This window comes from Laedolimicola ammoniilytica, assembly GCF_025567165.1.
Taxonomy (GTDB): domain Bacteria; phylum Bacillota; class Clostridia; order Lachnospirales; family Lachnospiraceae; genus Laedolimicola; species Laedolimicola ammoniilytica.
On record NZ_JAOQKC010000005.1, the window covers coordinates 16,306 to 42,353 of the forward strand.

At 50.8% G+C, this 26,048-nt stretch carries 28 protein-coding genes; 26 read left to right on the forward strand and 2 right to left on the reverse strand.

Annotated elements, in window-relative coordinates:
• The first annotated feature begins 64 nt into the window (after positions 1-64).
• From OCV63_RS04835 to OCV63_RS04880, 10 genes are all read left to right on the forward strand, one after another.
• Positions 65-466 (forward strand): hypothetical protein, encoded by a 402-nt coding sequence (locus OCV63_RS04835; protein WP_003499603.1) that lies wholly within the window; start codon positions 65-67, stop codon positions 464-466.
• 40 nt (positions 467-506) lie between these two features.
• Positions 507-1,217: a hypothetical protein gene (locus tag OCV63_RS04840; RefSeq protein ID WP_003499607.1), complete on the forward strand. Its 711-nt coding sequence runs from the start codon at positions 507-509 to the stop codon at positions 1,215-1,217.
• Between the two features lie 13 nt (positions 1,218-1,230).
• Positions 1,231-2,226: a hypothetical protein gene (locus OCV63_RS04845; protein ID WP_003499609.1), complete on the forward strand. Its 996-nt coding sequence runs from the start codon at positions 1,231-1,233 to the stop codon at positions 2,224-2,226.
• Entirely contained in the window at positions 2,227-3,603 is a 1,377-nt protein-coding gene (locus tag OCV63_RS04850) for a C39 family peptidase (protein ID WP_003499611.1), read from the forward strand.
• A gap of 33 nt (positions 3,604-3,636) precedes the next feature.
• Positions 3,637-6,693, forward strand: a complete 3,057-nt coding sequence (locus tag OCV63_RS04855; RefSeq protein ID WP_003499613.1) for a VirB4 family type IV secretion system protein — start codon at positions 3,637-3,639, stop codon at positions 6,691-6,693.
• 193 nt (positions 6,694-6,886) lie between these two features.
• On the forward strand, positions 6,887-7,414 hold the full coding sequence (locus tag OCV63_RS04860) for a DUF5697 family protein (RefSeq protein ID WP_262670651.1): 528 nt from the start codon (positions 6,887-6,889) through the stop codon (positions 7,412-7,414).
• Positions 7,415-8,077, forward strand: coding sequence for a DUF6100 family protein (locus OCV63_RS04865; protein ID WP_003499617.1), 663 nt, complete (start codon positions 7,415-7,417; stop codon positions 8,075-8,077).
• A 172-nt stretch (positions 8,078-8,249) separates the two neighbouring features.
• Positions 8,250-9,335 (forward strand): hypothetical protein, encoded by a 1,086-nt coding sequence (locus OCV63_RS04870; RefSeq protein ID WP_003499619.1) that lies wholly within the window; start codon positions 8,250-8,252, stop codon positions 9,333-9,335.
• An 11-nt stretch (positions 9,336-9,346) separates the two neighbouring features.
• On the forward strand, positions 9,347-11,287 hold the full coding sequence (locus tag OCV63_RS04875) for a VirD4-like conjugal transfer protein, CD1115 family (protein ID WP_465220805.1): 1,941 nt from the start codon (positions 9,347-9,349) through the stop codon (positions 11,285-11,287).
• Between the two features lie 33 nt (positions 11,288-11,320).
• Entirely contained in the window at positions 11,321-12,817 is a 1,497-nt protein-coding gene (locus OCV63_RS04880) for a S1 RNA-binding domain-containing protein (protein ID WP_003499623.1), read from the forward strand.
• An 88-nt stretch (positions 12,818-12,905) separates the two neighbouring features.
• Here the strand turns inward: OCV63_RS04880 and OCV63_RS04885 are convergent, their stop codons facing one another.
• Both OCV63_RS04885 and OCV63_RS04890 read right to left on the reverse strand, forming a co-directional pair.
• The gene (locus OCV63_RS04885; RefSeq protein ID WP_003499625.1) at positions 12,906-13,859 is read right to left on the reverse strand and encodes a nucleotidyl transferase AbiEii/AbiGii toxin family protein; all 954 of its coding nucleotides are present in this window, start codon (positions 13,857-13,859) and stop codon (positions 12,906-12,908) included.
• Complete coding sequence (locus tag OCV63_RS04890) at positions 13,840-14,508, reverse strand: DUF6088 family protein (protein ID WP_003499627.1); 669 nt, start codon at positions 14,506-14,508, stop codon at positions 13,840-13,842. Before OCV63_RS04890 ends, OCV63_RS04885 begins: the two co-directional genes overlap by 20 nt.
• On the opposite strand from OCV63_RS04890, the gene OCV63_RS04895 reads away from it, so the two are divergent.
• From OCV63_RS04895 to OCV63_RS04970, 16 genes are all read left to right on the forward strand, one after another.
• Positions 14,446-15,057 (forward strand): AAA family ATPase, encoded by a 612-nt coding sequence (locus OCV63_RS04895; protein WP_049941638.1) that lies wholly within the window; start codon positions 14,446-14,448, stop codon positions 15,055-15,057. The two genes, OCV63_RS04890 and OCV63_RS04895, sit on opposite strands and share 63 nt — an antisense overlap.
• A gap of 171 nt (positions 15,058-15,228) precedes the next feature.
• Positions 15,229-15,654, forward strand: a complete 426-nt coding sequence (locus OCV63_RS04900; protein WP_044911222.1) for a DUF4320 family protein — start codon at positions 15,229-15,231, stop codon at positions 15,652-15,654.
• 8 nt (positions 15,655-15,662) lie between these two features.
• Positions 15,663-16,163: a hypothetical protein gene (locus OCV63_RS04905; protein WP_003499630.1), complete on the forward strand. Its 501-nt coding sequence runs from the start codon at positions 15,663-15,665 to the stop codon at positions 16,161-16,163.
• A 74-nt stretch (positions 16,164-16,237) separates the two neighbouring features.
• The gene (locus tag OCV63_RS04910; RefSeq protein WP_003499631.1) at positions 16,238-16,807 is read left to right on the forward strand and encodes a DUF6550 family protein; all 570 of its coding nucleotides are present in this window, start codon (positions 16,238-16,240) and stop codon (positions 16,805-16,807) included.
• An 80-nt stretch (positions 16,808-16,887) separates the two neighbouring features.
• A complete protein-coding gene (locus tag OCV63_RS04915; protein ID WP_044911223.1) occupies positions 16,888-18,585 on the forward strand; it encodes a DUF8193 domain-containing protein in 1,698 nt (565 codons plus the stop codon).
• Positions 18,560-19,069, forward strand: coding sequence for a prepilin peptidase (locus OCV63_RS04920; RefSeq protein WP_227589410.1), 510 nt, complete (start codon positions 18,560-18,562; stop codon positions 19,067-19,069). Before OCV63_RS04915 ends, OCV63_RS04920 begins: the two co-directional genes overlap by 26 nt.
• 12 nt (positions 19,070-19,081) lie before the next feature.
• On the forward strand, positions 19,082-19,921 hold the full coding sequence (gene cpaB / locus OCV63_RS04925; RefSeq protein ID WP_003499634.1) for a Flp pilus assembly protein CpaB: 840 nt from the start codon (positions 19,082-19,084) through the stop codon (positions 19,919-19,921).
• Between the two features lie 27 nt (positions 19,922-19,948).
• Entirely contained in the window at positions 19,949-20,743 is a 795-nt protein-coding gene (locus OCV63_RS04930) for a CpaE/TadZ family protein (protein WP_003499635.1), read from the forward strand.
• Entirely contained in the window at positions 20,736-22,112 is a 1,377-nt protein-coding gene (locus OCV63_RS04935; protein WP_003499636.1) for a CpaF/VirB11 family protein, read from the forward strand. The genes OCV63_RS04930 and OCV63_RS04935 overlap by 8 nt, the downstream gene beginning before the upstream one ends.
• The gene (locus OCV63_RS04940) at positions 22,113-23,045 is read left to right on the forward strand and encodes a type II secretion system F family protein (protein ID WP_003499637.1); all 933 of its coding nucleotides are present in this window, start codon (positions 22,113-22,115) and stop codon (positions 23,043-23,045) included.
• Complete coding sequence (locus tag OCV63_RS04945) at positions 23,042-23,920, forward strand: hypothetical protein (RefSeq protein WP_050624192.1); 879 nt, start codon at positions 23,042-23,044, stop codon at positions 23,918-23,920. The genes OCV63_RS04940 and OCV63_RS04945 overlap by 4 nt, the downstream gene beginning before the upstream one ends.
• 185 nt (positions 23,921-24,105) lie before the next feature.
• Entirely contained in the window at positions 24,106-24,252 is a 147-nt protein-coding gene (locus OCV63_RS04950; RefSeq protein ID WP_006873413.1) for a hypothetical protein, read from the forward strand.
• A 61-nt stretch (positions 24,253-24,313) separates the two neighbouring features.
• Positions 24,314-24,535 (forward strand): DUF6133 family protein, encoded by a 222-nt coding sequence (locus tag OCV63_RS04955; RefSeq protein WP_003499639.1) that lies wholly within the window; start codon positions 24,314-24,316, stop codon positions 24,533-24,535.
• A gap of 83 nt (positions 24,536-24,618) precedes the next feature.
• On the forward strand, positions 24,619-24,966 hold the full coding sequence (locus tag OCV63_RS04960) for a hypothetical protein (RefSeq protein WP_003499640.1): 348 nt from the start codon (positions 24,619-24,621) through the stop codon (positions 24,964-24,966).
• A 56-nt stretch (positions 24,967-25,022) separates the two neighbouring features.
• Positions 25,023-25,430, forward strand: coding sequence for a zinc-finger-containing protein (locus tag OCV63_RS04965; protein ID WP_243139228.1), 408 nt, complete (start codon positions 25,023-25,025; stop codon positions 25,428-25,430).
• Positions 25,431-25,446: 16 nt separating this feature from the next.
• Positions 25,447-26,028 carry a sigma-70 family RNA polymerase sigma factor gene (locus OCV63_RS04970; RefSeq protein WP_050624190.1) on the forward strand — a complete coding sequence of 194 codons (582 nt, stop codon included), beginning with the start codon at positions 25,447-25,449 and terminating at the stop codon, positions 26,026-26,028.
• The last annotated feature ends 20 nt before the right edge of the window (positions 26,029-26,048 follow it).

The following is a 26,048-nucleotide window of genomic DNA, read 5'->3' on the forward strand; positions in this document are numbered from 1 at the left end:
AGGTGTGGGTTTTTCTGTTCCCTATTGAGCATCAAAAAATCATTCAGAATTGGAGGATCGCAAATTGAAGAAAACGAAAACCCCTCAAACTCCGCAGCTTCAGGAGCCGGATACCCAGTCCAAGCGCAGGCTTTCGCTGCCCAAAGTGGCTTACAGCGCCTTCCTGTGTGTGATGATGTCCATGATGTTCTGTCAGCCGGCTTATGCGGCAACAGATGTATGGACCAAGGCCAAAGAGATCATGCAGGATGTATACACCCAAATCCTTGCCATCTCCACTATCGCCGCCATCGTCACTGCTTCGGTAGCCTTGCTGCTCATGAACTTCTCCCGTTCCGGACGGACGGTGGATGAAAGCCGCGCCTGGCTCAAACGAATCTGTATCACCTGGGCTATCCTCAATGGCTTGGGCTTTATCATGGCGTATGTGACGCCGCTCTTTAGTGGCGGACAATGGACAGGCTGATTGACCGTCTGATTGCTCGCCGGAAAGGAGGCTTGCATTTATGGGCATTTTAGACGGCATAGTGGAATGGATCGCAGAACAGGTAATGGCCGGTCTTGATCTGGTGACCACATCGGTTTTGGGTGCGCTGGGCTGTGATATGGCTGTATTTCTGCGTTATTTTCCCGCAGCAGAGACTATGTACTCTGTTTTCGTGGCTCTGGCAATCGGGATCATCCTGCTCAACTGGGTCTGGCAGTTATTCAAAAACTTCGGTCTTGGCGCAGGTGTGGAAGCAGAAGACCCGGTAAAGCTGAGTATCCGTTCCGTTATTTTTATCCTGCTGACGCTCTTTTCAGATGAGATCGTCAATATTGTTCTTACCATCGGCGGCACCCCCTACCACTGGATCATGGAGTCCGACCTTCCTGCATTAAGCTTTGCAGACTTCAATTCCGTGATGCTGGTCATCATCGGTGTGTGTGCCAATGGGGCTGTGGCGCTGATTACCTTGATTTTGGTTCTCATCCTGGCCTGGAACTACCTAAAACTTCTATTCGAGGCAGCCGAACGGTATGTGCTGCTCGGTGTACTGGTCTACACGGCTCCTGTGGCTTTTTCTATGGGCGCCAGCCAGACCACAGCAAACATCTGGAAATCCTGGTGCCGGATGCTTGGCGGCCAAATTTTCCTATTGGTCATGAACGCCTGGTGCCTGCGCCTGTTCACAAGCATGGTGGGGTCCTTCCTTGCGAACCCGCTTTCGTTGTAAGGAGGTCTTATCCTTGAAGAAACTCAAAAAATTTTTGTTTGCGGCCTTTACAGTCGCAATTCTCTCCTGCCTGTTCTGCCAGCCGGCTTTTGCCGCTATCTCCGAAAGCGATGTGCAAACTCAGGTAGACGCTGTGGGAAAAGAAGCCGTTTCCGGCAATGTGTTTATCTGGTTTCTCTGTGCTATCGGCTTTCTCAAAGTCGGCCAGAAAATCGATTCCTTCCTCTCCAGTCTTGGTGTCAATGTAGGACATACCGGCGGCAGCATGCTGGCTGAGGCTATGATCGCTGCCAGAGGCATCGGCGGCATCAAGAACTTTTCCAGTCACCACTTTGGCGGCGGGAGAAACAGCAGTTCCACCAATGTCAACGCAAACGGTAGTAAAGGCAGCGGCGGCTTTGGAGCAGGGTTTGCCAGCGGCGGTCTTGCTGGAGTGGTGAGCCGAAAAGTCACAAACAGCGCCATCAAAACAGCCACCACAACTCCCGGCTCCAAGCCTTCCGGTCTTGGCAGTCTTTTAGGCGATGCTGCAGCCGGAGGGATCGGCGGCCATATGTACGCTTCTTCCGTTAGTAAGGGCGGCAATTTTGCCAACAATGTAATCGGCAGCGTAGCCACGGGCAGTATCAGCCAGATGGGTTCCATTTCCGGTGAAAAAGCCGCCGAAGCCCTGCACTCTTACATGGGATATGCGGCACTGGAATCCGGAGCTGAAAATGTTCCGACCTTCCAAAATGTCGAAATTGGCGGCGGCCGCATCACCGGCACAGAAGTGACTGCGGAACATCCCGAAGGCATCTCCTTTGGTATGTACCACGCAGACCAATATGTTGCCCCGGAAGGCCAGTACACCACCATTCATGCCGTGGATGGCACAGCATGGTATAAACAGTACGCTGTGGATGCTGTTGACAAATCGCCCTATATGGCTCCTGACGGTTCTATCGCTTTCAACGAGTCCATTGTCAAAAAGCTGCCTCCATCCCCGAAGAGAAAGGACAAGATATAAATGCCAGAAGATCAAAAAAGCAGTTTTTCCGAAGCTGTGGAGACCGGCGCCTCCGCAGCGCATACCATCTGCGGCGCAATCAAAACCGGAAAAGCTATTTCCTCCGCTGCCAAAGGCGCTGCCGCAGGCGGTCCTTACGGTGCAGTTGCAGGCGCAGTGTGGGCAGGTCGGAAGCATATCGGAAAAATCATTGTGGCAGTCATTGCCCTGCTTATGCTGCCGGTATTATTTGTTCTCATGCTCCCTGGTCTTATTTTCGGTGGACTGACCAATGCCTTTTCGCCATCTGACCCCGAAATTCCGATTTTGAATAGCGAAACAGCGATTATTGAGAACGCCAACGAGATCACCTTTACCCTCAACGGCATCTTGGGTGAGGCACTGGATGATGTACTTGCCCGGATCGAAGCTGACTTTGCGGCATCGGGAGCCGACCATATGGAGGTCAAAAATGCCTATTCCGGCGGTCCTATTTATAACGCCAACCTGTTTATCTCTCAGTATTGTGCGGCCAAAGACAAGGATTTTGAAAGCATTTCTCTGAATGACCTTGCCGCCACCCTGCGGGAAAACAAGCAGCATCTATATTCCTACACCAGCAAGCAAGAGATTCGTGAGAGCACCGTGACTGATCCGGAGACTGGGGAAGAAACAACGGTGTCCGAAACATGGATGGTCTATACTGTCCGTTACAACGGTGAGTCCTATTTTTCTGATGTTGTATTCCAGCTTACCGATGACCAAAAGGAGCTTGCATCTGATTACGCTTCCAACCTAAGCCTGTTCTTGGGCGATGGTCTGCTGCAGAATCTGGAAGCGTGGACCGGAAACAGCATCACCGCTCTGGGCGATGTTACTTTCACCGACGGGATCACACCTGTTGTTTACTACAATCAACTGGATGAACGCTATGCCGGTAAAGCATATGGTACGGACAATATTGGCGGTTATGGCTGCGGCCCTACCGCTATGGCAATCGTGGTGTCCTCTCTGACAGACGATATGGTTGACCCTGTGGAGATGGCCGAGTGGTCTTACAACAACGGCTACTGGTGTAAAAGCAGTGGTTCTTACCATGCGCTGATACCTGCCGCCGCTGGGGAATGGGGGCTTCCGGTTTCCGGCTGTACCACTGCGGAACCACAGCGCATCACAGACGCACTGGCTAATGGTAAACTGGTAGTAGCAATCATGTCTGAAGGCCACTTTACCTCTTCCGGTCACTTCATTGTCCTGCGTGGCGTAAAAGACGGCAAGATCATGGTGGCTGACCCTGCCAGTTACACACGGAGCGAACAGCTCTGGGATCTGTCCATTATCTTAAATGAGGCCAGCCGGCGCGCTGGAGCTGGCGGTCCGTTCTGGATTATCGGCTGATGTGCCCGCCCGGCTTCGGAAACGAGGTTAATCATGAATCATAAAATCGACCGAGATACCTACATAATACCACCGAATTTCATCGAGTCAGGCACCTTCTTTGGTGGTATGTTCAAAGCCCGCAATGTGATTGAAGCCGGCATCCTGGCATTTGCCATTGGTGTGCCGGTTTTTTCATTGCTTCCTCTTGGCCTGACTGCCCGTATCATCGCTTTGTGCCTGACCGCACTGCCAGCAGCATTGGTGGCGCTTATCGGAATTTCCGGTGAGAGCCTTTCCTCTTTTCTGCTGATTTTCATAAAGTACCTGCGAAACCGCCGCATTGTAGGCGGTAACAGCGCAGAAGATGCGGTTCCTGCGGCAGAGCATGGCGGCAAGCATATTAAAAAGAAGGCACACAAGCCCGATAAGGCTCCCAGGCGGTCACGGTGCTCCGGCAGAGAGGGTTTCCCAGCGGAGTTTGATGAAGTTCGTAGCTACGAAATCCGCCAAAAACTCCGTCCTGTGAAAAAGCAGAAGCCTGCCAAGGAGAAGAAAGCCGCCAAGCAAAAAAAGAAGGTCTCCAAGGAGCGCAAAGTAAAACGCCCTATCCGCACTCAGGAGCCGAAGCCCGCCTGCCTTAACCCGGTAGCAGATTATCTGCCGATTTCCAAAATTGAAAACGGCATCATCTACACGAAGGACCACCGCTATGTCAAGGTCGTCGAGGTAGTACCCATCAATTTTATGCTGCGCAGTGCCCAGGAACAGCGGAACATCATCTATTCCTTTGTATCCTACTTGAAAATCAGCCCCATCAAGCTGCAAATCAAGGTACTGACACGCCGGGCAGAGATCAACCGCCATCTGGATACCGTTCGGAAGGAGATGGAACAGGAGACCAATGAACAGTGTCTGCTCATGCAGGAAGACTACCTCCAGTTCGTTCAGCAGATTGGTTCCCGTGAGGCAATTACCCGACGTTTCTTCCTGATTTTTGAATATGAGCCGTGGAGCAACACCAAGCGCTCTGATGAAGAAGGCGAGGCAATCAATGCCCTGCAAAGTGCAGTCCATACTGCTACCAACTACCTCCGTCAGTGCGGTAACGAGGTCATCGTTCCGAAAAACTGGGATGAGTTTACCGTAGATGTCCTCTATAACCTGCTCTGTAGAAATGAAAGTGCTGTAAAGCCACTCTCCGTCCGGGCACAGGAGGTTGTGGCTGAGTACCTTGCCAAAGGGCGCGACAGTGAGATCGACCATATCCCTGCCACCGAATTCTGTGCGCCAAAAAGCATTGACTTCACGCATGGTCACCATATCTGCATTGACGGTCTGTATTATGCTTATTTGCTGGTGCCCTCTGATGGCTACAAAACGCAGGTTCCAGCCGGCTGGCTCAGTCTTATCGTCAATGCCGGTGACGGGATCGATATGGATATGTTCCTCTCCCGTCAGCCCAAAGAAACCATCATCCAGAAAGTCGGACAGCAGCTACGTATCAACCGTTCCAAAATCAAGGACGCCAGCGACACCAACACCGACTTTGATGACATTGATGGTGCTATCCGAAGCGGGTACTTTCTCAAAGAGGGCCTTGCCAACAACGAGGACTTCTACTACTTGAATCTGCTGATTACCATTACTGCCTCCAACGAGGAAGACTTGGAATGGAAGGTCAGCGAAATGAAAAAGCTCCTGCTCTCACAAGACATGAACGCCTGCACCTGCCATTTTCGGGAGGAACAGGCGTTTTTATCTGCCCTGCCATTGGTGGCAATGGAAAAGAAACTGTATGAGCGGGGTAAGCGCAACCTGCTGACAGGCGGTGCGGCAAGCTGTTATCCCTTTACATCCTATGAGATGTGTGATGATAACGGTATCCTGCTGGGTGTCAACAAGTACAACAGTTCCCTTATTATCGTGGACATCTTCAATTCTGCGGTCTATAAGAACGCCAATATGTCGATCCTTGGCACGAGCGGAGCCGGCAAAACCTTTACCATGCAGTTGATGGCGCTGCGAATGAGGCGGAAAAATATCCCCATTTTCATTGTTGCGCCCCTAAAAGGCCATGAATTCCATCGCGCCTGCTCCAATGTGGGCGGCTCCTTTATCCAGATTTCACCGGCCAGTCCCCACTGCATCAATGTCATGGAGATTCGGCGGGTAGACCGCTCGGTGAATGAACTTCTGGACGGTCCAGGCATCCAGTTATCTGAACTTGCAGCAAAGATCCAGCAGCTCCACATATTTTTCAGTCTGCTGATCCCCGATATGTCTCACGAGGAACGACAGCTTTTGGACGAAGCCCTTGTTCGTACCTATAACACAAAAGGCATCACTCATGATAATGCCTCTTTGGAAGACCCTGCAAAGCCCGGCCAGTACCGTGAGATGCCGGTGCTTGGTGACCTGTACGAAATTTTGAAAACCTCCAAGGAAACGATGCGCATGGCCCACATCCTAAATCGTCTGGTAAACGGAAGCGCCAGCACCTTCAATAAGCAGACCAATGTTCGGCTCGACAACAAGTACACTGTTTTGGATATTTCCTCCCTCACCGGAGACCTGCTCACCGTAGGTATGTTTGTGGCGCTGGACTTTGTTTGGGACAGAGCCAAAGCCGACCGTACAGAAGAAAAAGCCATCTTCATCGATGAGTGTTGGCAGCTTCTATCCGGCGCCGGTGCTGCTGGTGTAAGATTGGCCGGCGATTTTCTTTTGGAAATTGCCAAAACCATACGCGGTTACGGCGGCGCCTCGATTTTTGCAAGCCAGGATCTTGCCGATTTCTTTGACCTTGACGGCGGCAGATTTGGTAAGGGCATCATCAACAACTCCAAGACCAAGATCATTCTGAATCTGGAGGACGACGAAGCCCAGCGGGTACAGGAAGCCCTGCACCTGTCCGATGCTGAAACAATGGAGATCACTCACTTTGAAAGAGGTCACGGTCTGATTTCTACCAATAACAACAATATTATGGTGGAGTTCAAAGCCAGCCCTCTGGAAAAGGATCTGATCACTACCGACCGCCGCGAGCTGCGTGAAATCGTAGAGCGAAAACGCCGTGAACAATCCACATCTGCCGAACAGCAGATATAACAATTTGAAAAGCGAGGTGATTCCCATGTGCAACTTTCCTTCCAGACGCCGCTATGCGTCTGCTTTGCGTCTGTATTACGCCTAAAAACCAGTTTTGCCAGCCAGATCATCTTTTTGGCTTACACTGACTGGCTTTCCTTCCTATTTAATGCGTCTTGAATACGCCTATATTACGCCATTGGAGGTGATACCCATGAAGACCAGGGCTGAAATCTATGGAAATGAAGCTGCGGCTCTGCTGCGGATCGTCACGATGTATCCCGGTCTCAATATGCAGCAGCTTCTTTGCTTTCACCCTGACAAAGAAGAAATCATCAAGACCCTGCTCTCCCATCTGCAAAAGCAGGGCCGTATTTTTCAAACTGATACAGGCGGTTACTTTCCGTCTGGTTGGGCAGCAAAATCAGACAACTCTCTGATACGGGCTGCCTGGGTACTCTTGGATTTTATCGGGCAGGTGGAATACCATGCTCCCGGTGATTTTCCGGCCAAGCTTATCTTCTTTGCAAACGGTGAACTATACGAAATCGTCTACGCAGCTTCCGGCCAGGAGGCCCTGATCAACCATGCGCTTCGGGATGACCGCAGCGGTGGACGCCGCATCATTTTGGTCGATAATCCGGAAGACATTCGCCGCATTGACTGCCCTGACATTTCCGGTTTCTGCACCGTGGATGCAGCGGGCCAGGTGCATTACTTTAAGAAAACAGGAGGAACTTGATTGGAACGAAAAATCATCTCACACCGGATTGGAAGCATTCTTGATGATATATCCCGTTTGAGCAATGCTCTTTACGCGATGGATACCACGGATATTCAGCGCTATCCGGACAACTATGAAGTCTTATCCACTGACGCCGCCCTACGGGCAGAGAAAATTGCCTGCAGGCTGCGGCATTTGATATATTCCAGCACCACCATCCACAAAGGCGATTACCTGACATCCGCCGGTATTGTACACGGAATTGAGGTTGTCTATGAGGACGGTGTACTGGAGGTCACCCTGCCCGGGCTGCTCCCAAAACGCAAGCAGAGACAAAACACTGAGTTTCTGCTCGACCCGTTCTACTTCTCATTGGAGCAATACGCCAAAGAGCATCCCATGCCCCACTTCAGCGATTGTGTGGTGTGCTTTACGCAGGTTTATGACCAGTGCCTTCCCACCCGGCGTATCCGTGACTACGACAATCTGGAAGAAAAGCAGCTTCTGGATGTCCTCTCCACCTTCGTCATGGCTGACGATACCGGCCTGCTCTGCGATGCCTACAACACCGCTGCGCTGGGCGAAAAGGACTGTACCAGAATCAGTGTCATGGAAAAAAAGCGGTTTCCCGCCTGGCTTGCTGAGCATGAAAACACCCTAAAATCCATCTCGGATTTTTGAGCATTTTCAGCCATTGCTTGTCCGACCTGCCGCAACATCGTATTTCGCCCCGGATTTCGGGGCTTTTTTCTGTCGTTACACCACGGATTTTTACCGAAGTTCCTTGCAGTCTCGGTAAAAGCCACACACCACAAGGAGGTGATCACTTGGGAAATTCCCACAGCCAGACACGATGGCGTACAGGCTTCTCTCTCTGACTGCCATCTCCGGCGAGTTCCCCACAGACCAGCTTAACAGACTTCCCGGCAGTCCATATTATCTGGAGTCTGTTGTCACTGCACTGAAAAAAGACGGGCTGCTGCGTACCTATTACCGGGATAAACTGCGCGGCTACCGTCTGGGGCCGCGAGCCAAAGCCACTCTGCTGGAAAGCCGGCCGGACAGGTTTGCCAGCTACCTGACAGGAGATACCGACACCAACCGTTTGAAATGCGAAATTGACCGAAGACTCCGGCTACACCGCCTGGCAGAAACCTATGTGACCATGGATAATGCGGGTGTATGTGTGTATCGGGATGAAAAACCGGCAATTTTTGCGCCGGAGGGTTACGCTGGTGGCATGATTGTCTATCCTGCTTTTTTCAGTTCCAGAGAAGTGAAAGAAATGGGGATCGACACCACGAAGATCCGCAGTTCCCGCTCCACCGGAATACTCCTTGCGCCCTCCGGCATCTTCGTGACCTACAACAGCAGTAGCGCCCTGATGAAATGGCGCTACAAATCGGAAATGCGGGTCAAAGCATTGATCTGGAGTGTAATCTGCCAACAACGCCTGTCCTCACAGTTTCGCCATGAGGATGTTCATGGACTGATTCTGGGCAACAGCATGGATCTGGCTTATCAGATTTTGACCAGCACCGGAGGTCGCAAACATGATTTCTTCATGCTGGATGGCAGCTATGAGCATTTTCTTTATCTTACCAACGACCATCAGGGGGAGGTGACACTGGCACTATTGTGCGACCCTGGGAAAACTGCGGAGCTGGACCGTATTCTGCTCCAAGGTCTTACGGCGAGGCAACCCGGGCTGGCTATTGAGCATGACGGCATTTCACCAGATGGCTCACCAGTCCTGTTTGGCTATTTCTGCGATCTGCCCCGTATCGCACGCTTTAACACCTCTCTCGAACTATCCGAGCGCCCGGGCACACTGATCTGCTTTGACTTCCAGGCAGAGGTACTTCGCAGTTACTGCGGTTCCCGAGTGCGCTTCCAGACCATTGACTTCACAAAATTCGAGGGGAGATTGTTCCCATAAACAAGAAAAAACTGATCGTGAGCCTGATTGCAGCGCCCTTTGCCATTCTTGCAATCCTATACGCAGGCGGCTTTCTGGCACAGCTTTTGGGTAACTATGCAACCTGGAAACAGGGCGGCGGCATTCCCGGCGATGGTACTTCACCGCTGGCCGCTTCGCCCGACTTCCTTCTCTGCCTTTCCTCTGTGCTCCGACCGCCTTATGGCGTGTATGGCATTTTGATCTGCATTGGCTTGTTAGCAGTGCTGCTCATCATGGTCATGCGCATGGGATATGGTGATGCCGACGAGTATGATGAAGACCGTAATTTCTCCTACTCCGCCAAAGGCACTTATGGCACCTCCGGCTGGATGTCCCGCAAAGAGATGTCCGGCGTACTGGATCTGGTGCCCGACCTGCGCAAGCACAAGGGTATTGTACTGGGTATGCTGGATGGCAAAGCAGTCTGCATACCGGAAGATACCAGAATCAACGGCAATCTGGCAGTCTACGGCGCCAGTGGCTCCATGAAAACCCGTTCGTTTTGTATGAATCGTATTCTTCAGGCCACTGTCCGAGGCGAAAATGGCGCCGGAGAATCGCTGATCATCTGCGATCCCAAATCGGAATTGTACGAGAAGTCAAGCGAATTTCTCCGCAGCCGGGGCTATTGTGTCAAGGTATTCAACCTCGTTTCGCCTGAAAACTCAGATTCCTGGTGTTGCCTTGCCGAAGTTGAGGGACAGGAACTAATGGCTCAGCTTTTTGTAGATGTCATCATCAAGAACACCACGAACAACGGCAAGAGCGACCATTTCTGGGATGCCTGCGAGATGAATCTGCTCAAGGCCTTGGTACTGTATGTGGATCAAGGCTATGCGGAAGAAAACCGCAACATTGGCGAAGTCTACCGGCTGCTGACCCTCAATGGGGAATCCCAACTTGACACATTGCTCGAAGCGCTTCCTTCCACTCATCCTGCCAAAGCACCCTACAGCCTGTTCAAGCAGGCCAGCGACACAGTGCGAAGCGGCGTGATTATCGGTCTGGGCAGCCGCCTCCAGGTATTCCAGTCTGAACTGATCAAGAAAATTACCGCTAAGAATGAGATCGATCTGGAGCTTCCGGGTCAGCAGCCTTGTGCCTACTTCCTCGTTACCAGCGACCAGGACAGTACCTTTGATTTTCTGGCCTCGCTGTTTCTATCTTTCTGCTTCATCAAACTGGTGCGATATGCAGACCACAACTGCGAGGGTGGCAAACTGCCTGTGCCTGTCCATATCCTTGGGGAAGAACTGACAGCGTGCGGCACGATCCCCGACCTCTCCCGCCGGCTCAGCGTAATACGCTCCCGGAATATCTCCATGTCCTGTGTATTCCAAAATCTCGCAGGATTGCAGAACAGATACCCGCAGAATTTGTGGCAGGAGATCATTGGAAACTGTGACGCGCAGTTGTTTTTGGGCTGTACAGACCAGCTTACTGCCGAATTTATTTCTGCCAGGACAGGGCTTGCCTCCGTAGCAGTATCCAGTAAGTCCAAACAGCTGGGCACCTGGCGTATCTCCAACTATACACCGGAGTTTCGTGAAACCTCCGGTGTTGGAAAACGCCCTGTACTTACTCCTGATGAAGTCCTGCGACTCCCGCTGGATCAGGCACTCATCATCATCCGCGGCAAGAAGGTTCTGCAGGTAGACAAAATGGATTACTCCAAACATCCGGAAGCCAAGTATCTGCGTTCCTGCAAAGCATCTGCCCATGTGCCGGAATGGCGCCGCTTGGAAGAAGAAGCCGCCAAAACACCGCAGCCCGCGCCGAAACCGGCTCCGGCAGCAAAGAAACCGGCAAAGCGCAAAGCCACCAAACCGGCATCCCCCACAGATAAATCACCCAAAGAGGCTCCGGCTCCCAAATCTGCCGGTACGCCGGAAGGCATTATTACCACAGACAAGGATTCCATCCTGTCTTAAACAAAACTATCAAATTCATAGGAGGTTTAATCTATGGCAACCAAGAAAAAAGAACTTCTGGAACAGGACGCTCCTGTTACCGAAACCGTTATGTCGGAAAGCGAAACTCTGCTGGTCGATACCGCTCAACCTGAATCCCTTCCTGCTGACGCTGGCGATGGTCTGGATTTGAACGAACTGCTGGGGCTGATGGATCAGCCCCAGCAGGACACCTCTGGCGAAGATATGAATGAAGATCCCCTTCCTGAACTCACCGAGGAGGAAATGTTCGGGGATGCGCCTGCTGAAACAGACGATCAAAGCGCTGCTCCCACTGATATGCCGGAAGACTCTGATGTGCAGCCGCCTGATGTTTACGAAGATAACGCCGACGCTTTGCAGGAACCCCCTGCATCTCCAAAGCCCAAGCGTACCAGCCGGAAGAAGAAAGAAGCTGCTGCTCCTGAAGAACCTGTCTCAGAGGAAGTTCCTACCGAAACAACAGTGTCGGCGGATACAGCCGAAACCCTTTCTATTGCGGAGGAACCTGCTGTGGAGCCTGACGTTCCTGCTGTGGAAGAAGTTGCCGCTCCTGCACCCATTCCCTCTCCTCCCCGGCGCCAGCCCCGCCCCCAGCGCGGCGAGGCTCCCGTCCTTACCATCCGCAACCGGGATGATGTCGAGACTGCCGAAGACCGAGATGATGTAATCTGGCATGAGATCCATAATGCCTACCGTACCCGCAAGATCATCACCGGCAAGCTGGGCGGCATTGAACAGCTGGACAACCGCAAGACAGTGGCAGTTGTGGATTACAAGGGGTTCCGTGTCATTATCCCTATCAAGGAAATGATGATCAATCTGGGCCGCAGCCCTTCCGGCCAGGAATATACCGACCTTATGCTGCGCCAAAATAAGATCCTTGGCAACATGCTGGGTGCTGACATTGACTTCATCGTGCGTGGTATCGACTCCAAAACTCGCAGCGTAGTTGCCAGCCGCAAGGAGGCCATGCTGCGCAAACGCCAGATTTTCTATCTGGATACGGATGCTGCCGGTATGTACCGTGTCTATGAGGGCCGCATCGTCCAGGCGCGTGTGATTGCAGTGGCTGAAAAGGTTGTGCGCGTGGAAGTTTTCGGCGTTGAAACCTCCATCCTTGCCCGTGACCTTGCCTGGGACTGGATCGGTGACGCCCATGAGCGTTTTTCCGTAGGCGATGAGGTTCTGGTCCGTATTCTCAGCGTGCGGCGCAACAGTCTGGAGGACTTGGGCATCAAGGCTGACATCAAGAGTATTTCCGAGAATACCGACAGGGACAACCTGCAGAAGTGCCGTATCCAGGGCAAGTATGCCGGTCGTGTCACAGATGTCCACAAGGGCGTTGTCTATGTGCGCCTCTCCAACGGTGTCAATGCGGTAGCTCACTCCTGCTATGACTACCGGATGCCCGGCAAAAAGGACGATGTATCTTTTGCCGTCACCCGTCTGGATATGGAGCGGGGTGTGGCCGTAGGTATTATCACCCGGATCATCCGTCAGAACCTGTAAGCAAAGCAATGCCAGAGGAGCAGATAAACCGCTGCTCCCCTGGCTAATTTTTGTCCACAGTTTTTATGACACCAGTGTCATACTGCACTTACTCAAGCGCAAGCAATACCTCTCCAAGTTTCTTCCACTGCTCTACCACAAAACCAAAAGACAATGCATCTTCTTCCGCAAAAACATAGTTGCGCTGCATATTCTGATAGTCCTTACGAAGTGCCTCATTATCAGAAAACCCTCTGAGCAACTGAAAATCAGAAAACTTCTTTTCCGCCAGATCACTGCCTGTTCTTCGGGTCTCTTCCAGTCTTTTATACCCCAGCATCTCAAGGAATGTCTGCTGATTTTGAATCATTTCCTGAATCTGCTCTAAATCAAACATGACGCTGACATCGTAAAGATGTTTTGCCACATCAAAATACATCTTACGCTCATAATAGAATTCAGCAGCAAAAATCTTGTCGGCAAAAATCCTCTCTAACCGAATTGTGTTAATCATGAAAGGGGCAACATTATATTGTGACTGAAGAATATTTCGCTGTTCTTCGGTAGCATAAGTGTAAAGTATCGGTTCAATTTCAAGCGGTGTAAAAGGCTCGCTGACGGTAAAGGATGTACCTTCTACTTTGACATACCCAAACCGTTGGAGCGGATCATCCGAGTCAACGCCTACAAGCGGAGTATAATCATAGACAGTTGTGATACTACCTTTCCGATCATCTTCGAGATCCTTTCTGGATGTGCGTGGTAGGGCCTGATATTTCTTTGTTGCCATCTCCAGCCGTTTCTTAGCCTGGCTGTTACTGCAATTATCGATGCACACCGTCAAGTCAATATCCTCTGAAAACCGGCGGATACTTTTCTGTGCTTTATACAAGGCCGTTCCGCCTTTAAAATAGGCTGGCAGCGTTACCTGTTTCCCTGCTAACTCCCTCAACAGTAGTGTAACATAATAGTCCTTCTCCAAAATATCAGCCCTAATGCTGCTAGCCTCATGGATTAAATTGATAATATTCAAAAAAGCAAATTTATCCTCGTGCAATTTCATAACTACCCTCCAACAAAATGTCTATGGTCCGAAGCAAAGTTTTTTGCCCATAATATTTTCTGGCCATCAGAATCAACATCTCAGTTTTCAATGTGAATTCCTCAACAGTAGCTCTTACCACATCAATCGGCTTTGCAGTATCTACTGGTGCCATATCCAGTTCTCTGATTGCATCCAAAATTTGCAAATACCGAAAATTGTCAGAATTAACTACGATAGGCGGTTTCCGAATCTCAATCTGCATTCCTTCCGGAACTCGTTTTGTATGCAGGTTGGTTGCAATGCATCTCCTTCTTGGCATTTGAGAAACAAGACCAATGCGATTTAATGCCGACAATCCTGTTTCATATCCAATTATCTCGTTTTCTTTCCGAAGTAATTGCTTACAAAAAAGTGTTTCTTTATCCGGAGTATAATATCCAAATGCTGTTTTCACCCTCCTGCAGTAAATCCCTTTGGTTAGACGCATAATCTGCCCCTCTTTTTCAAGCCGGGCCATATTTACATTGACTGTCTTTTTTACCATCGCCGCATCAAGTAAAAGTCGCTCCGCCACATACTGTGCGACCTGTTCGGTTGTAATTGTTTGATCTGGCTCCAGAGCAGTCAGATACTGCATGATCAAATCTCGGTACTTTATCTTTTCCATACAGATCTCCTTTCTGTTGCACTTGTTATTATAATACTCAATTTTTCTTTATTTTATGTATTCATAATAACACTTTTTCTTGTTGCAGTCAATGGGAGAAAAAAACAGATATACTCCAAGTCCAGTTTCTCATTTTCAGTTACATCTTCCTACACACTGAACATGGCAGAGGAATCTGATGGCACCAACAGTTATTTCAAACTGATTGGCATAGTAAAAGAGGTGCTGGATGAAGGAACACCCCTTGTAGTAGACGAACTGGACGCTCATCTGCATCCCCTCCTGACAAAGCATCTAGTCTCACTTTTTAACAGCGTGGAATTCAATCCAAATGGGGCCCAGTTGATTTTCACATCACACAATACCAATCTTCTTGACTTGGATGTGCTGAGGAGAGATCAGATCTGGTTTGCCGAAAAAGATGAACTGACCGCTGCTACCGATCTGTTCTCTCTCCAAGCTTTTTCTATTCGTAAAGATACCAAGCTGGAAAAAGGCTATTTGATTGGACATTATGGTGCGATTCCTTTTATTAAGGGTGGGCTGTAATTGGCAGAAAATTGTCTCTACATTGGCACAGTCCTGCCCTTTCGCCGTAAATCCATATCTGTTATACTTGGTACAGTCAAAACTTTGCATAGCAGCCGCTCCGGTTTGGAGCGGCTGTTTTCAATTTAAGTAAAGGTGGTGGTTTCTATTCTCTTTCAAAAAGCCCGGAAGATGCTGAACAACGAACGGGGCGAGGCCAACTATTTCAGTACGGTGGTCTTTATCTTCATTGCCGTCCTGCTTCTTGCCTTCATTATTGACCTGTTCAGCATCATTTCCACCAAGCAGGAACTTGACCATGCCGCCGATCAGATGGTCAAACAGATCCAGCTTTCCGGCGGCGTCAACGGCGAGACCGATGAGCTGTTTGAATTTTTGAGTTCTCAGATCGAAGGAGCCGAAAATATTTCCTACTCCATTGACGCTACCTACACATCACCCAGGCCATCCGGTATGACAAATGCCATCCAGTTGGGCACCCCCTTCTTCATTACTATCGAGGGAGATGCCAAACTGGGTGGGTTCTGGAATTTTGACCTGGTAAACATCACAGTGGTTGCCCGTGGCAGCGGCGTCAGTGAGCACTACTGGAAGTGAGGTGACCTATGAAACGCATATTCCTGCGGCTGAAACAGTCGCTGCGAAACGAACGGGGCGAGATCACCTTTTTCGCCTGCTTTTTTGTGGTAGGTATCGTGATGCTGATCTCCTTCCTGCTCCTGTACGCTTCCATCCGGATCACCTGCATCAACATCCGCAATGGCGCTAAAATGGAGTTAAATAACCTCAGCGGCACAATTTATGCAGACACCTACCGCTCCCAGCGTGAAACCAACTTTGAAGAGTACCTAAATACCCTTTACTCCAGCAATGATTATACCGACATGCTGGAGGCTACAGTAGCAGGCGGCCTGGACTCCAAGATTCCGCTTTCAACGGAGGATTACAAGGTTTCCGACATCAGCCTGGAGTTCAATGTAGAGGATGGACGGGTTGAGTACATCTTTTACTGTGATGTGGAGTTCTATGTGCAGATGTTCGGTCACAGTTATCCGGCTATCACCCAACGGGTGGAGCTGACAGGCTACCACAACACAAAATTCTAACAATACTGTTGAAAGCCCGGCACATTCTACCGTATAGGCTTTATATAACAGCAAAAAAGGAGTGTATGTAAAATATGAAGAAGTTTTTCCAATCCAAAGGCTTTATTGTTTCCTCGCTGGCTCTCCTCTGCGTCTCTATTCTGGGTGTCTGCTGGTTCGTAAGCCGCGACCGTACCGGAGATTTTAGACCGGATGAATCTCCACCCAGCAGCGTCACCGGCGATTGGTCAGATGGCGGCACACAGACAGATGGTGATAATGGAGCAGATGCTTATGCCCCCGGCCAGTCCACAGACGCCAAAGAAGAATATCCCAAAGTAACCTCCCAAACGGAGGATGAGGTTGTGATCGACTTCACTGACACCGAAAAGCCTAAAGAAACACCTCCTCCGGTGCCGGAAGGTAAGACCGAAATCAAAGATCCTGGTCAGGAGCATACCGTCAATCCTGACCCGTCAGTTCCGGAGGTCACTGCCCCACCCGCCGAGCAAACGCCGCCCAGCAATGACCCGGTTCCCGGCTCCAGCAACGGAAATGGAGCTGTATACGATCCAGTGTTTGGCTGGGTTGTTCCCGGCAATGTACAGCAGTCCACCGGTGACAGCGATGGGGATCTGAACAAACAGGTCGGCAATATGGGCTGATTTACTACAACTGAATATGACACTACTTGGCCGTCACAGGATTGTGGCGGCCTTCCTATTTTCAAAAGGAATGGAGCGTGATGTATTTGAAACGACTTCTCGCCTTCCTATGCTGCTTTACCCTTGTTTTCTGTCTATTCCCCTCCTCTGCCTTTGCATCGGGCGGAAATGGAAACATAGATGGCGGCGGTGGCAGCATGGGTCAGGGCACAAGCAGCAACTTCTGGAACTCAGGCAACGATGGCGTTCGCATTACTGTTGTTGACGCATCCAGTGGAACTGCCGTATCTTCGCCGCTGGACTTTTCAAACCGGACGCAGAAAACCAGTCTTCTCCATTTTGGTAAAGTCAACAAGCTGCAATATCTGGGCGGCACCGGCCTCTCCCTTCAGTCCGGCGTTGCCTATTCCTGCATTAGACCTACACAGTCTATGCCCACCATCGTCAGCAGCAAGGGGCAGAGCAACATCGAAGCCATCAAACGGTATTTCTGTTCTGAATATGCGTGCATGATGGTCGCTCAGGCAGCCGGCGTCGATTATGAACGGATGATTGCCGGCGAGTACAAGCTTCTGATTGAACCCATTGCCTACTTCACTCACAACGGTCAGTATTACTGCATGACAGCTACTGAGGCCGGCCTGTATGATCAGATGTCCGGCGGCAATCTGCGGAAAACCATGACCTCGCTTACCCATAAAAATCTGCCGCTGTCAATGTTCCTGGAATTCAGCGACCTTGGCATCTCCGTCTGGACAGGCAACACCACTGGAAAGCAGAACAATTCCGACATCATCAGCACCCTTGGCGTTGGTATCGTCTGGTTTGATGAAGCTCCGCCGGAAGGAGAAATTGAGGCCCCTGATGTCGAATACCGAGTGGACACGGATGTGATCACCGCCGTCACACTACGGACGGACCAAGATCTGACGCCGGATAATCCGGCATCGGTTACCTTCCATATCCTCGGCACCACCTACCGGGTCAATGATATAGTGATCCCCGCCGGTGACAGTCAGGTAGTCTGGGTCAAATGGCATACTCCCTCCACACCCCAGACCATAACCATTACAGTATCTGTCAGCGGCGCCTATACCGCCCAGGATACCTTTGTCGCAAAGATCGTGGACCTGAATGAACACATTCCGCCTGACCCTGTGGCAACCGACACGAATCCCGGCTACTCTGTGCCGCCCCTGCCCAATGAAACGCAGAAGCTCACTGCCAACTGGGGCGTCTGGAGCTGCTACTGGGTGCCTGTATGGGTATGGTGCGACCACGGTGAAGATGGCGGTCACTGGGTCGATGAAGGATATTGGGAATACGAATATACGGGCTACTCCGCTTCCATCAGCGGCGAGATGTCTCTAATGCCAGATGATATTGTACCCACAGCATCCGGCAAGACGATGAAAAGCGGGTACGGCGTTAAAACCGAAGTGCGGGCAACGCTGTCAACAGATGCCCCGACCAGCCACATTACTTATCCCCAAACTGCCTTTTCCGTATTTCCTGAGTTCCAGTATCAGACCTATCTGCGGCTTCTGCAGCGTTCCGGCGGCCAAAGTGCAAAATTCATCTTTAAGCCCAACGAGTTTTCCACCTATGACCGGACAGTGCATTTCACACCGCTGTGGTTCCCCGATGCCACCGACTACACCATCTATACACAGGTGTGGGATACCTGGACTCCTGACGGTATGTTATCCATCAACCTAAATGACTATGTTTCGATCCAAGGGAGCCTTTATGATGACTGGTATACCAATCGAGAATAACCTCTGGACAGCTTACCTGCTTACCATATTTTTTGTGGTGGCCGGCTTTGCTGTCTACGATGTGCTTTACAGACGGGTGCCTGACCGGGCACTCGTCTTTTTTATCCCCTTAGCTGCCCTGGCGCCGGTCCTTCAAGGGTATTTCCTGTTAAATCATGGACTTCCGCCGCTCTTTCTCTGGCCGGTCGCTACCCATGCTCTGGTAGGTGCCCTGCTCGGCTTTTGTATTCCATTGGCAGCTGCACTGGCAACAAACGGCACTGGTCTGGGCGGCGGGGATATCAAGTTCTGCGGGATATTAGGGCTGGTCTACGGTCCTTCCGGCATGGCGCTGGTCTTTCTGACTGCAGCTGTTACCGCAATGCCTGTGATCTTTCTTCTCAGGCGGCTTTACCGAACCGGGCAGCCCCTTGCTATCCCGTTCCTGCCATTTCTCGCCTGCGGCTGCTGTACAGCGACCTTGGCCCAACTATTTTTAAGATAGGAGACAACGCTTATGAAACTCAATAACCGATTCATCTTCGGTATCCTTTCTCTGCTGCTGGCGGCGGTTATCGCCTTTGTGGCACTTCCAACCATCGCCCGTCAGACCAATGGAAAGGAGGAAATCGTCCGCATTACCCAGCCGGTATTGAAAGGCGAACAAATCTCGTCAGAAAATGCCGAGGTGGTTGAGGTAGGCGGCTATAACCTCCCCTCCAACATCGCCCATCAGCTCTCTGATGTAAATGGTCTTTACGCTACCGCCGACTTGGCTGTGGGTGACTATATCCTTACCAGCAAGATCAGCTCTGTACCGGTTTCGTCCGATGTGGCGCTCAACAGCATCCCTTCCGGTAAGGTCGCTATCTCGCTGACCGTTAAAACACTTGCTTCCGGCCTCTCTGACAAGCTTCAGCCCGGTGACATCATCCGTATTTACCACTTTCTTGATACGGCGGCCGAAGTACCGGAACTGCGTTTTGTCAAAGTATTGTCCGTCACAGACTCAGACGGCATCAATGTGGATAATGCCAAGGAGCCCACGGAGGATGAAGAAAAGCAGCAGTCAGCCACCATCACTGTGCTGGCAAGCCCTGAACAGGCGAAGATCATTACCGGTCTTGAAAATGACGGCGTAGCTCATGTGGCTCTTATCTCCCGCAACAATGACAAACTGGCAGATGAGCTGCTTGCCGAGCAGGATAAGACTCTGCAGGAAATCTACTTCCCCGAAACTTTGATTGAGGAAGAAGCTGCAGATGCGGAAAATTCTGATGTTGAAAGTGAACCCCAGGAAACGGAAACTGCAGAGTCTGCACAATCCACTAATGAAACTGCACCCTCGGCAGAATAATCAAATCAAGGAAGGAGGATCTTCGTTATGGGTAAAGTTATCACCGTCTGGGGAAGCCCCGGCAGCGGCAAATCCATGTTCTGCTGTATTCTGGCCAAAGCCCTGACCCGGGACAAGCGGAAAGCCATCATTATCAATGCCGATATGAATGTCCCTATGCTGCCGGTCTGGCTACCGGAGCAGATCATCCAGACCAATACCTCTATCGGCCAGGTTTTGAGCAGTGTGGAGATTGATACATCTCTGGTCGCCAGTCATGTGACAGTGCTGAAAAACTATCCCTTCATTGGGATGATGGGCTATGCGGCAGGAGAAAACCCGCTGAGCTACCCAGAGGTCAAATATACCATGGTACTGCAGCTCATTCATGCTGCCGCCAAACTGGTAGATTTCGTCATTCTGGACTGCAGCACCAGCATGACCAATGTGTTCACTCCCGCCGCCATTGAAGCCGGCGATGTGGTCATCCGTATCCTCACCCCGGACCTAAAGGGCATCAACTACCTGAAAGCCCATCAACCTCTGCTTGTGGACGAGCGCTTCCGGTTTTCTGAGCATATGACATTCGCCGGTCTGGCCCGTCCCTTCCACGCCTTGGATGAAATGGGCTATATCATTGGCGGGTTTGACGGCCTGCTTCCCTACAGTAAGGAGATCGACCGCTGTGCTACCGAAGGCGGTATGTTCAAGGCTATCACCTACTGTAACCCCAAATACACTGCTTCACTGAACAAGGTACTGGAAATTCTGGAGCAAATGGAACTGGCCGAACAGTCAGAGGATGATGCAGCGTATGAATGTGAGGAGGATGCCGATGAGTAATTTGAATGATATATTCTTCACACCGGCCGCCAATCAGGAGCTGACCTATGACCAGGTACTGGAGGATGTACAGCGGTATTTTGCCGAAAACCATGCCTCCACCATTGCTGAAGCTGGGGAAGGCAATGCAGAGCGTGCCACAAGCCTGCTGAAAGAACTGATGGAACACTACATTGTCAAACGCAAATATGCCCTTGACGGGCTCTCTACAAAAGAACTGTGTTCCAAGCTCTATGAAGACATGGCCGGCTACTCCTTTTTGAAGAAATGGATCTATAAGCCTGGTGTTGAGGAGGTCAACATCAACGCCTACAACGACATTGAAGTGATCGAATCCAGTGGGCGCAGTATCAAGATCTCTGATAAATTCAGTTCGCCCCAGCACGCCATCGATGTGATCCGCCGAATGCTCAACGCCTGCGGCATGGTCATTGATGATACTATGCCCAGCATTGTGGGATTTCTGGACAAAAACATCCGTATTTCAGTGGACAAAACTCCCATTGTGGATGCAGATGTAGGCGTCAATGCCTCCATCCGTATTGTCAACCAGCAGACCGTCAGTGAAGAAAAACTGCTGAACTCCGGCAGTGCCACCGCTGAAATGCTTCACTTTCTGACTGCCTGTATACGATATGGGGTGTCCGTCTGCATTGCCGGCTCCACCGGCTCCGGCAAGACCACGATCATGGCCTGGCTGCTGTCCAATGTGCCCAATAACCGGCGCCTTATTACCATTGAAGAAGGCAGCCGCGAATTTGATCTGGTCAAGCGGGATGCACAGGGCAATATCCTCAATTCCGTGGTACATCTGCTGACCCGCCCCAGCGAGAACCCTGCGCTGAACATCAATCAGGATTTTCTTCTGGAGCGGGTGCTGCGTAAGCATCCGGATGTCATCGGTGTAGGTGAAATGCGGTCAGCGGCAGAAAGCCTGTCCGCAGCCGAAAGTTCCCGCACCGGCCATACCGTATGTACCACCATCCACTCCAATTCCTGCAACAGTACTTACCGCAGGATGATGACCCTTGCCAAACGCAAGTACAACATGGATGACTCCATCCTCATGCAGATCATGGTAGAGGCGTATCCCATCATCGTCTTTACCAAGCAGCTGGAGGACCGTTCCCGTAAGATCATGGAAATCATCGAGGGCGAGGACTACCAGGACGGGCGGTTGATCGCCCATTCCCTATACAAATATGAAGTGGAGGACAATGTAACTGATGACCGTGGTGAAACCCGTGTGGTGGGGCACCATAAAAAAATCGGCTTGATCTCCGATTCCTTGAAGAAAAGGCTGTTGGACAATGGCATTTCCAACAAGGAATTGGAAGAATTCATGCAGCCGCCAAAGGAGGTGGGTTAATTGCAATGGATCTATCTTATCTGTTTTATCCTGCTCAGTGCTGGGCTTTTGGCTCTGTTTGGTGTGAAGCCGGGTGATTTTATTGACGCCCTCTTCCGCTCCCAGCGAAAATCCGCCACCTTGTCTGATGAACTGAATGTTCTTCTGGGCACACCAGCCAAGGGTTTTTTTAATCAGGATTACGAACTGAAACAGATCTTGAAGGGTACCGGACGGGCGGACCGCTATGAGGCAATAAAACGACTGTCCCTGATTCTGTTCGCTGTGGGGGCTGTGCTGGCTCTTTTGATTGGGAATGTGTACATGGTGCCCATTCTGGGTATCGGTTTTTCCCTTATACCGATCTGGTATCTGCGCAGCACTGCCGCCAGCTATAAAAAGCATCTGAATGAAGAACTGGAAACCGCTATTTCCATCATCACGACTTCCTACCTGCGCACCGAGGATCTGATCCGTTCTGTCAAGGAAAACCTGCCCTATATCAATGAGCCGGTAAAAGCCAACTTTGAAGCCTTCGTTTATGAAGCGGAATTGATCAATGCCAACATCACCAGTGCTATCAACAGCCTGAAGATGAAGATTCCCAACCGGGTCTTCCATGAATGGTGCGGTACCCTCATCCAATGCCAGTCCGACCGCAGTATGAAGAATACCCTGCCTACCATCAACCAGAAATTCTCCGATGTGCGTGTGGTGCAGTCGGAACTGGAGGCAATGATGCAAGGACCGCGGCGTGAAGCCATCACCATGATATTTCTGGTTATCGCCAATGTGCCGATGCTCTATTTCTTGAATGAGGATTGGTTCCACACCCTTATCTTCACCACACCGGGCAAAATTGCACTGGCAATCTGTGCAGCCATCATCCTGTTTGCGCTGACCCAGATTATGAAACTGAGCAAGCCCATCGAATATGGAGGTGATAGCGTATGACCTTTCTGGCGCTCATCGCCATCATCTTCTTCGGTTTTGCTGTCTACAACCTGACCTGTGCCTTTGTGGACATCCCGACCAAGAAGACCTCACAAATGATGATGCTCTCCCGCAAACAGCAGGGCACCAAAAATGAAAAGCTGCTTGATGTCTATGTGACAAAAATCGCCGGTTGGATCGCCCCTTATTTGCGGCTGGACCGGCTCAAGCGCAATAAGGTGCAACGCGCTCTGGACATTGCAGGTCTGCAGCTTACCCCGGAGGTCTATACAGCCAGAGCCTGGGTAACTGCAGGGGCAGTTGGCCTGTGTGCCATCCCCATGGCATTTCTTATTCCGCTGCTGGTACCTATTTTGATTGGCCTTGCGGTAGCGCTGTGGTTTTCAACCTACTATGCAGCCTTTGATTTTGTTAAAAAGCGCCGCAAACTGATCGAGGGAGAGATCCCCCGATTTGCTTTGACCGTCGGCCAGAGCCTTGAAAATGACAGGGATGTACTTAAAATTCTGACTTCCTACCGCCGTGTGGCTGGGAAAGACTTCGGCGCCGAGCTGGATCAGACCATTGCTGATATGAAGACCGGCAACTATGAAAATGCCCTCATTCGATTTGAAACCCGCATTGGCAGCCCCATGCTGTCCGATGTGATCCGTGGCCTGATTGGTGTCCTGCGCGGCGATGATCAGCGGATGTACTTCAAAATGATTACTTTCGATATGCGCCAGATCGAGCAGAACAATCTGAAGAAGGAAGCTGCCAAACGTCCCAAAAAGATTCAGCGTTACTCTATGATGATGCTGATTTGCATTATGATTATCTATCTGGTGGTGCTCTGTACCGAGGTTATGAGTTCGCTCGGGGCGTTCTTTGGCTAATTGGTATCCGACCCGGTACTTCCGGGCGTTTTCATACCTGCTCCTCATATGGAAGACAAATACACAGGGAGGTGAGCGTTTGTACCCAAGCGATTTTCCATAGCGACAGGCACATTATTTCCATTGGTCCTAACTGAGCCGGTCTGTTTCATCAGCCCGGCTTCATTTTTTACAGGAGAATGCCTATGCCCAAAAAGAAATTTTATCCGCCGAATGATACCGGCACCAAAAAACGCCGATTTCGTTGCTTGCTGTTCCAGCGGCCTAAAGCATATCCGAACCGGCCCCGTTCCAACAAAAACAATCTGATCAAGCCTATCCGCCGCGCTTAACAGACGGTGGACTTGATATACCTACCCAACCACAAATCAAACACATAACAGGAGGTTAACCATGAGAAAATTCACGACCCGTATCTATACCAAAGCCAACTATCTGCTCAACCGCGGCCGTATGGCATTGTCCAATCAGCGCGGCGATTTTTACATTTCGGATGCCGTCAAGATCATTATCGCCGTAGTTTTGGGTGCGCTGCTCCTGGCGGCTCTGACCCTCATCTTCAACGATACGGTCATCCCCCGCATCACTGAAGAGATTGAAAGTCTGTTCTCCTAAGCACCAAATCAGGGGCCAGTTTGCAGAACTTCTGCAGCTGGCCCCTTTTTTATTTGCAGATAACGACTAATGGAGGTGAAAGCATGAATCAAAAACCGTGTCAGTTCTATTCCTTTCTGCAGGCAGTCCGGGGTAACTGGCGCAACGCCCTGTTCATCCGCTGCAGCGGTTCACTTTGTCCAATGATCCGGCAGGCATCCTGTGAGGGGTTCCTGATGGCAGCAGACGCAGGCTGTCAGCCGATCTTTCTGTCCGTCCAGACAGTGCGGAAGCTGAGTGGAGAAGCAGTGGACCCCGAAGAATGCTCTGCAATTCTGGAGTGCCGCTCGTTCCGGACTGCTTATACCAAGTTTCTGGAATGGCATACCTCTTCGGACCATGTATGTCCGTTTTTACAGCTATGCCCAGACCGGGATACCTACTTCGGATGATTCTGCCTGTTAAGACGCAATGCCGCCGTCATCGGCGCGTAATGGAGGTGATTTTATTGAAACAAAAGCAAATCAAATGTCCTTATTGTCATGCTCACGCTTCTCTTCGGCCTGCAAGCCTTGTGTATGGATCTACTCCACAGACCAGAGGAAAATTCCTGTATGTCTGCGACAGATGGCCGGCCTGCAATGCCTATGTCAGTGCTCATGAGCGCACATTGCTCCCCATGGGGACACTGGCGAATGGCGATCTGCGCCACAAACGCATTCTGGCCCATCGTGCCCTAAAAAAACTGCAGCAGGACTGCCATATGGAAAAATGGGAGGTCTATATCTGGCTGCAAGCCAAACTGGGGCTTGATGCACACCAGACCCACATCGGCCAGTTTTCCGAATATATGTGTGAGCAAGTCATTTCCCTCTGTCAGCAGGCTCCGGCGTACACATCCGGGCGTGCTGCCTGAACGGAGGTGAAGCCTGATGAAGCAAAACTTTAAGCTTACCAAAGACCAGCAGACACTGGTAGAAAAAAACCTATCCATCGTTCACTGGGTCATTGTCAACAACATCCATGTAAATCCCGGCATCTGTGGTCTGGAGTACGGAGATCTGTTTCAGGAAGGATGCCTGTGGCTCTGCAAGGCCGCTTTTACCTACAATGCCGGACAGGCGCAGTTTTCAACCTACGCCAAAAAGGTTGTGAAAAATGGACTCCTCTCCTACTGCCGAAAAATCTGTAGTCAGGGGCGGCACATCAGTCGGCTGATCATCGGAGAACAGGGCGAGCTGGCCGCAGATGGAGAGCAGGTAGACCAGCCGGATGACCATTTTGACTCCCACCTTTCTCGTCTGGAGACCCTTGATCTGCTGGAAGCCAGCAAACAGAACTATCAGGGCGTTGCCAGACTTGGCATCGAAGCACTGGCGCTGAAGGTTCAGGGAATGCGCATTACAGACATCGCCGCCCTCTATCAAGTCCCTCCTTCCCATGTGGGCGCCTGGATCTCCCGCTCCCTGGAAAAACTTCGCAATGACCCTGACTTTTTAACCTGCCTGCTTTGATCTGTTGAAAATCAGCATCA

Excerpts from the sequence above, each read along its gene's own strand:
- OCV63_RS04840 (WP_003499607.1), top strand. The coding sequence starts at position 507 with ATGGGCATTTTAGACGGCATAGTGGAATGGATCGCAGAACAGGTAATG.
- OCV63_RS04850 (WP_003499611.1), top strand. The coding sequence starts at position 2,227 with ATGCCAGAAGATCAAAAAAGCAGTTTTTCCGAAGCTGTGGAGACCGGC.
- OCV63_RS04855 (WP_003499613.1), top strand. The coding sequence starts at position 3,637 with ATGAATCATAAAATCGACCGAGATACCTACATAATACCACCGAATTTC.
- OCV63_RS04860 (WP_262670651.1), top strand. The coding sequence starts at position 6,887 with ATGAAGACCAGGGCTGAAATCTATGGAAATGAAGCTGCGGCTCTGCTG.
- OCV63_RS04870 (WP_003499619.1), top strand. The coding sequence starts at position 8,250 with ATGGCGTACAGGCTTCTCTCTCTGACTGCCATCTCCGGCGAGTTCCCC.
- OCV63_RS04880 (WP_003499623.1), top strand. The coding sequence starts at position 11,321 with ATGGCAACCAAGAAAAAAGAACTTCTGGAACAGGACGCTCCTGTTACC.
- OCV63_RS04885 (WP_003499625.1), bottom strand. The coding sequence starts at position 13,859 with ATGAAATTGCACGAGGATAAATTTGCTTTTTTGAATATTATCAATTTA.
- OCV63_RS04890 (WP_003499627.1), bottom strand. The coding sequence starts at position 14,508 with ATGGAAAAGATAAAGTACCGAGATTTGATCATGCAGTATCTGACTGCT.
- OCV63_RS04900 (WP_044911222.1), top strand. The coding sequence starts at position 15,229 with ATGCTGAACAACGAACGGGGCGAGGCCAACTATTTCAGTACGGTGGTC.
- OCV63_RS04905 (WP_003499630.1), top strand. The coding sequence starts at position 15,663 with ATGAAACGCATATTCCTGCGGCTGAAACAGTCGCTGCGAAACGAACGG.
- OCV63_RS04910 (WP_003499631.1), top strand. The coding sequence starts at position 16,238 with ATGAAGAAGTTTTTCCAATCCAAAGGCTTTATTGTTTCCTCGCTGGCT.
- OCV63_RS04915 (WP_044911223.1), top strand. The coding sequence starts at position 16,888 with ATGTATTTGAAACGACTTCTCGCCTTCCTATGCTGCTTTACCCTTGTT.
- OCV63_RS04920 (WP_227589410.1), top strand. The coding sequence starts at position 18,560 with ATGACTGGTATACCAATCGAGAATAACCTCTGGACAGCTTACCTGCTT.
- cpaB (WP_003499634.1), top strand. The coding sequence starts at position 19,082 with ATGAAACTCAATAACCGATTCATCTTCGGTATCCTTTCTCTGCTGCTG.
- OCV63_RS04930 (WP_003499635.1), top strand. The coding sequence starts at position 19,949 with ATGGGTAAAGTTATCACCGTCTGGGGAAGCCCCGGCAGCGGCAAATCC.
- OCV63_RS04935 (WP_003499636.1), top strand. The coding sequence starts at position 20,736 with ATGAGTAATTTGAATGATATATTCTTCACACCGGCCGCCAATCAGGAG.
- OCV63_RS04945 (WP_050624192.1), top strand. The coding sequence starts at position 23,042 with ATGACCTTTCTGGCGCTCATCGCCATCATCTTCTTCGGTTTTGCTGTC.
- OCV63_RS04950 (WP_006873413.1), top strand. The coding sequence starts at position 24,106 with ATGCCCAAAAAGAAATTTTATCCGCCGAATGATACCGGCACCAAAAAA.
- OCV63_RS04955 (WP_003499639.1), top strand. The coding sequence starts at position 24,314 with ATGAGAAAATTCACGACCCGTATCTATACCAAAGCCAACTATCTGCTC.
- OCV63_RS04960 (WP_003499640.1), top strand. The coding sequence starts at position 24,619 with ATGAATCAAAAACCGTGTCAGTTCTATTCCTTTCTGCAGGCAGTCCGG.
- OCV63_RS04970 (WP_050624190.1), top strand. The coding sequence starts at position 25,447 with ATGAAGCAAAACTTTAAGCTTACCAAAGACCAGCAGACACTGGTAGAA.